Source organism: Aeromonas sp. R1-1 (assembly GCF_040908495.1).
In the GTDB taxonomy this organism is placed as follows: domain Bacteria; phylum Pseudomonadota; class Gammaproteobacteria; order Enterobacterales; family Aeromonadaceae; genus Aeromonas; species Aeromonas veronii.
On record NZ_JBFODV010000133.1, the window covers coordinates 1 to 4,842 of the forward strand.

Consider the following 4,842-nt stretch of genomic DNA (forward strand, 5'->3'; position numbering starts at 1 on the left):
CGCCGTGGAACCACCTGATCCCATGCCGAACTCAGAAGTGAAACGCGGTAGCGCCGATGGTAGTGTGGCATTCGCCATGCGAGAGTAGGACACTGTCAGGCACCTATTTAGAAGAGGCCTCCCATTCGGGAGGCCTTTTTGCATTTCTGCGTTCCAAAAATCTGCCATGCCGCTGGCATTTTAGTAAAAGTGCTGGGCTATCAAGGGATTGCCCGTTACTCTTTAGCCGTTACCGATTAACACGTGATGCTGCCAGCGAGGTATTGATGGCTACGTTGAAGGAAATTGCACAGGAAGCGGGGGTTTCTCTCGCCACGGTATCCCGGGTACTGAACGAGGATCCCAGCCTGAGCGTCAAGGAAGAGACCAAGCAGCGGATCTTCGAGATTGCCGAACGGCTGGAGTACAAGACCAGCAGCGCCCGCAAGGGGGTGCACAAGAGCAAGCTGCACTTTCTGGTGGTCTATGCCTATCCCCAGAGTACCGAGGTCAACGACCCTTACTATCTCGCCATCCGTTATGGCATCGAGACCCAGAGCGCCCGCCTCAATATCGAGCTGACTCATCTCTACAACTGTGGTGAAGGGCGCGAGCTGAGCGCCGTGGATGGCATTCTGGTGGTCGGCACCCTCACAGCCGAGCGTCTCGTCCAGCTAAGGGCTTGTTCCAGCCAGCTGGTGTTTGTCGACTGCCGTTCACAGGGAGAGTTCGACTCGGTTGATGTGGATCTCGCACTGATCAGCCAGCAGGTCGTCGATTACTTTATTGCGCAGGGGCACCAGCGCATCGGTTATATCGGTGGCCAGGATGAGAATCCAGATCTGCGCGAACTGGCCTTCCGGGATTATGGTCAGCGGCTGGGGGTGGTGCAGGAAAGCGATCTCTATCGTGGGGACTTCTCCAGTGCCTCCGGCTACCAGTTGGCGAAGGAGATGCTGGCGGGTGACTGGCCCAAGGCGCTGTTCGTTGCCTCCGACTCCATCGCCATTGGTGTGCTGCGTGCCATTCATGAGAAGGGATTGGCGATTCCCCAGCAGATCGAGCTTATCAGCGTTAACGATATCCCGACCGCCAAGTTCACCTTCCCGCCGCTCTCTACGGTGCGGATCCACTCCGAGTTGATGGGCTCCCAGGGGGTCAATTTGCTGGTTGAGCGGCTGCGAGACGAGCGTGATATTCCACTCCGGGTGCTGGTACCGAGCAAGTTGACCCTGCGTGGCACCACTCGCTGATTTTAGTAAAACACTCTGTTTTTTAGTCGCGCCATCTTGCGGTGGTGCGACACCTCTCCCAAGTAAACTTATTTCCCATATCATCCTGTGACGTCATATCGTATTGTTTTATAGTTAATTTTATTGCAGTTCAGCCAACGGCTATCAACATCTATGCCACTCATCCATATTTTGCCCTCCTTTATCTCCCGCTTCTGATCTCGCTCACAAAACCATCTGTTCATTGTGACCAGGTTAAAACTTTACCAATCCAAAGCTGATATTTAGTAAATGTTTATCTAGAGTTTACCCAGTTAACGTTGCCTTGTTCCGGGAGGACATGTGAATAACTGGGAAAACGTCCAATTCGTTGGTGAAAACAGGCTGGCTCCGCGCGCCTACTTCTTCTCTTATGCCGACCACGCGCTGGCGGCCACTATGCAGCGCGAGCTGAGTCGCCGTTTTCTGAGCCTTGGCGGCCAGTGGCAGTTTCACTACTTCGACCACCCCCTGCAGGTGCCGGAGGCCTTCTATCACAGCCCCATGTGCGAGTGGGGCCAGATCACCGTGCCCAACATGTGGCAGATGGAAGGACATGGTCAGCTGCAGTACACCGACGAAGGTTTTCCCTTCCCCATCGACGTCCCCTTCGTGCCGACCAACAACCCCACCGGCGCTTATCAGCGCAGCTTCATACTGAGCCCGGCCTGGGACGGCGAGCAGGTGATCATCAAGTTTGACGGGGTGGAGACCTACTTCGAGGTCTATGTGAACGGCCACTACGTTGGCTTCAGCAAGGGCAGTCGTCTCACCGCCGAGTTCGATATCAGCGCCTACGCCAAGGTTGGCGAGAACCTGCTGTCGGTGCGGGTGATGCAGTGGGCTGACTCCACCTATATCGAAGATCAGGACATGTGGTGGATGGCGGGGATCTTCCGCGACGTCTATCTGGTGGGCAAATCGGCCGCCCATGTGCAGGACTTCTTCATCCGCACCGCGCTGGCCGATGACAATCAAAGTGCCACCCTGAGCTGCGATATCCAGCTGGAAAATCTGGGGACGCCCGTCCGTGATCACCGTCTGGTCTGGTCGCTGCTGGATCAGGGCAGCGAGATCGCCAGTGGCTCGCTCGACCATCTCGCCATCGACGGCAAGTGTGATTGCCGCTTCACGCTGGATCTGGCCAACCCCCATCTGTGGAGTGCCGAAGATCCTTACCTCTATCAGCTGCAACTCTCCCTCTACAACGGTCAGGGCGAGCTGCTGGAAGTGATCCCGCAGCGGGTCGGGGTGCGTGAAATCAAGGTCAAAGATGGCCTCTTCTACGTCAACGGCCACTACCTCAAGCTGCACGGGGTGAACCGCCACGACAACGACCACCTCAAGAGCCGCGCGGTCGGCATGGATCGTGTTGAACGCGATATCGTGCTGATGAAGCAGCACAACCTCAACTCGGTGCGCACCGCCCACTACCCGAACGACCCGCGCTTCTATGAGCTGTGCGACCAGTACGGTTTGTTCGTGATGGCGGAGACCGACGTGGAGACCCACGGTTTTGCCAACGTTGGCGATCTCAGCCGCATCACCAACGATCCCTTCTGGGAGCCGGTGTTCGTGGATCGCATCGAGCGCCACGTGCGCGCCCAGAAGAACCACCCCTCCATCATCATCTGGTCGCTCGGCAACGAGTCCGGCTACGGCTGCAACATCAGAGCCATGTACCAGCGCTGCAAGGCGATCGACCCGACCCGGCTGGTGCACTACGAAGAGGATCGCGATGCCGAGGTGGTGGATGTGGTGAGTACCATGTATTCCCGCGTCTCCCAGATGAACTGCTTCGGCGAGTTCCCGATGGAGAAGCCGCGCATCCTCTGCGAATACGCCCACGCCATGGGCAATGGCCCGGGTGGCCTCAGCGAATACCAGCAGGTGTTTGACCGCCATCCCCACATTCAGGGCCACTACATCTGGGAGTGGTGCGATCACGGCATTCTGGATCAGGACGAGCAGGGGCGCCCCGTCTACAAGTACGGCGGCGACTACGGCGACTACCCCAACAACTACAACTTCTGCATGGATGGCCTCATCTATCCGGATCAAACCCCTGGGCCGGGCCTGCGCGAATACAAGCAGGTGATCTGCCCGGTCAAGGTGCGCGCGCTGGATCTGGCGAGTGGCAAGCTGGCGGTCGAAAACCGCTACTGGTTCTCCACTCTCGACGACATCCGCCTGCTGGTCGAAGTGAAGGCCGAGGGCGAGCTGCTGGCCAGCCAGCAAATCCGGCTGGAAGGGGTGGCTCCCGGTGCCACAACAGAGCTGCAGCTCGAACTGCCATCCCTCGATGGGCGGGAAACCTTCGTCCAGCTGCGGGTCATCAAGGCCACTGCCACCCGTTACAGCGCGGCGGAGCACGAGCTGGGCCAGTACCAGTTCCAGCTGAAGGCATCGACTCGCCAGTTGCAGCCCTTTGCCAACCCCAACGCCACTCCGTTGCAGATTGCCGATGAGCGCCTCGCGCTGACCTTGAGCGGCAGCGGCTTTGCCCTGCGCTTCTCGCGCCTCGACGGCAAACTGGTGAGTTGGCAGCAGGATGGTATCGAGCTGATTGAGCGCTCGCCGCGCCTCACCTTCTTCAAGCCGATGATCGACAACCACAAGCAGGAGTACGAGAGCCTGTGGCACCCGAACCACCTGCAGATCATGCAGGAGCACTTCCGCACCCTGAGCTGGCGTCAGCTGGGTGAGGCGGTCGAGGTAACGGTGGAGAGTCTGATCGCACCGCCGGTGTTCGACTTTGGCATGCGCTGCCGCTACGTCTACACCCTGAGCCCGAACGGTCAGCTGCACGTGGCTCTGTCCGGCCAGCCCTACGGCGGCTATGACGACATCATTCCCAAGATCGGCTTCGAGCTGGGCATTCGTCAGGATCTCGACCGGGTGCACTACTACGGCATGGGGCCGGGCGAAAACTATCAGGACAGCCGCCAGAGCAACTGGATCGACAGCTTCCAGAGCACAGTCAGCGAGATGTGGGAGCACTACCCCTTCCCGCAGGACAACGGCAACCGCCAGCAGGTGCGCTGGGCGACTCTGACCAACCGCCACGGCGCCGGTCTCTACGTGCGACCCGATGCCCCCATCAACCTGAGCGTCTGGCCCTACAGCTGGGAGCATATCCACGCGGCGCAGCACATCAACGAGCTGGAGCCCTGCGGTTATCTCACCCTCAATCTGGATCACAAGGTGCTGGGGCTGGGCTCCAACTCCTGGGGCTCCGAAGTGCTGGACTCCTGGCGGGTGCGCTTCGAGCCATTCAGCTTCGGCCTGACCCTGCTACCCATCGCCCGTGGCAACCTCAATCCGGCTGCGCTGGCCGGGCTCGATCTCACCATCAACGGCGGGAGGAACCTCGCATGATCACCCTGGACAACCTGACCCTGTTCAAAAACATCTACCGGGAAGGCAAGAAGTGGGGCCGCTGCGTGGAGGCCATCAACAACCTGCCGAACCTCAAACCCGGCATCTGCCACTCCATCGGTGACTCCCTCACCTATCGCTTGCAGGAGGGGGCCAGCCCGGCCACCTCCCTGTTCGAGGGGCAGCGCCGTTACTTCGACGTTCACTACTACCT

At 59.2% G+C, this 4,842-nt stretch carries 3 protein-coding genes and 1 rRNA gene; all 4 read left to right on the top strand.

What is annotated here, in order from left to right; translation table 11 throughout:
* Positions 1-101 (top strand): 5S ribosomal RNA (gene rrf, locus AB5Y92_RS07800); the annotation flags it as partial.
* Positions 102-266: 165 nt separating this feature from the next.
* Positions 267-1,232: a transcriptional regulator EbgR gene (ebgR, locus tag AB5Y92_RS07805; RefSeq protein WP_005342046.1), complete on the top strand. Its 966-nt coding sequence runs from the start codon at positions 267-269 to the stop codon at positions 1,230-1,232.
* 321 nt (positions 1,233-1,553) lie between these two features.
* The gene (ebgA, locus tag AB5Y92_RS07810) at positions 1,554-4,628 is read left to right on the top strand and encodes a beta-galactosidase subunit alpha (protein ID WP_368226335.1); all 3,075 of its coding nucleotides are present in this window, start codon (positions 1,554-1,556) and stop codon (positions 4,626-4,628) included.
* On the top strand, positions 4,625-4,842 hold a 218-nt coding region (locus tag AB5Y92_RS07815), incomplete at its 3' end, for a YhcH/YjgK/YiaL family protein (RefSeq protein WP_368226338.1). The genes ebgA and AB5Y92_RS07815, both read left to right, overlap by 4 nt.

Bases quoted from the DNA above. Each gene is read 5' to 3' on its own strand.
- ebgR (WP_005342046.1), top strand. From the start codon at position 267: ATGGCTACGTTGAAGGAAATTGCACAGGAAGCGGGGGTTTCTCTCGCC.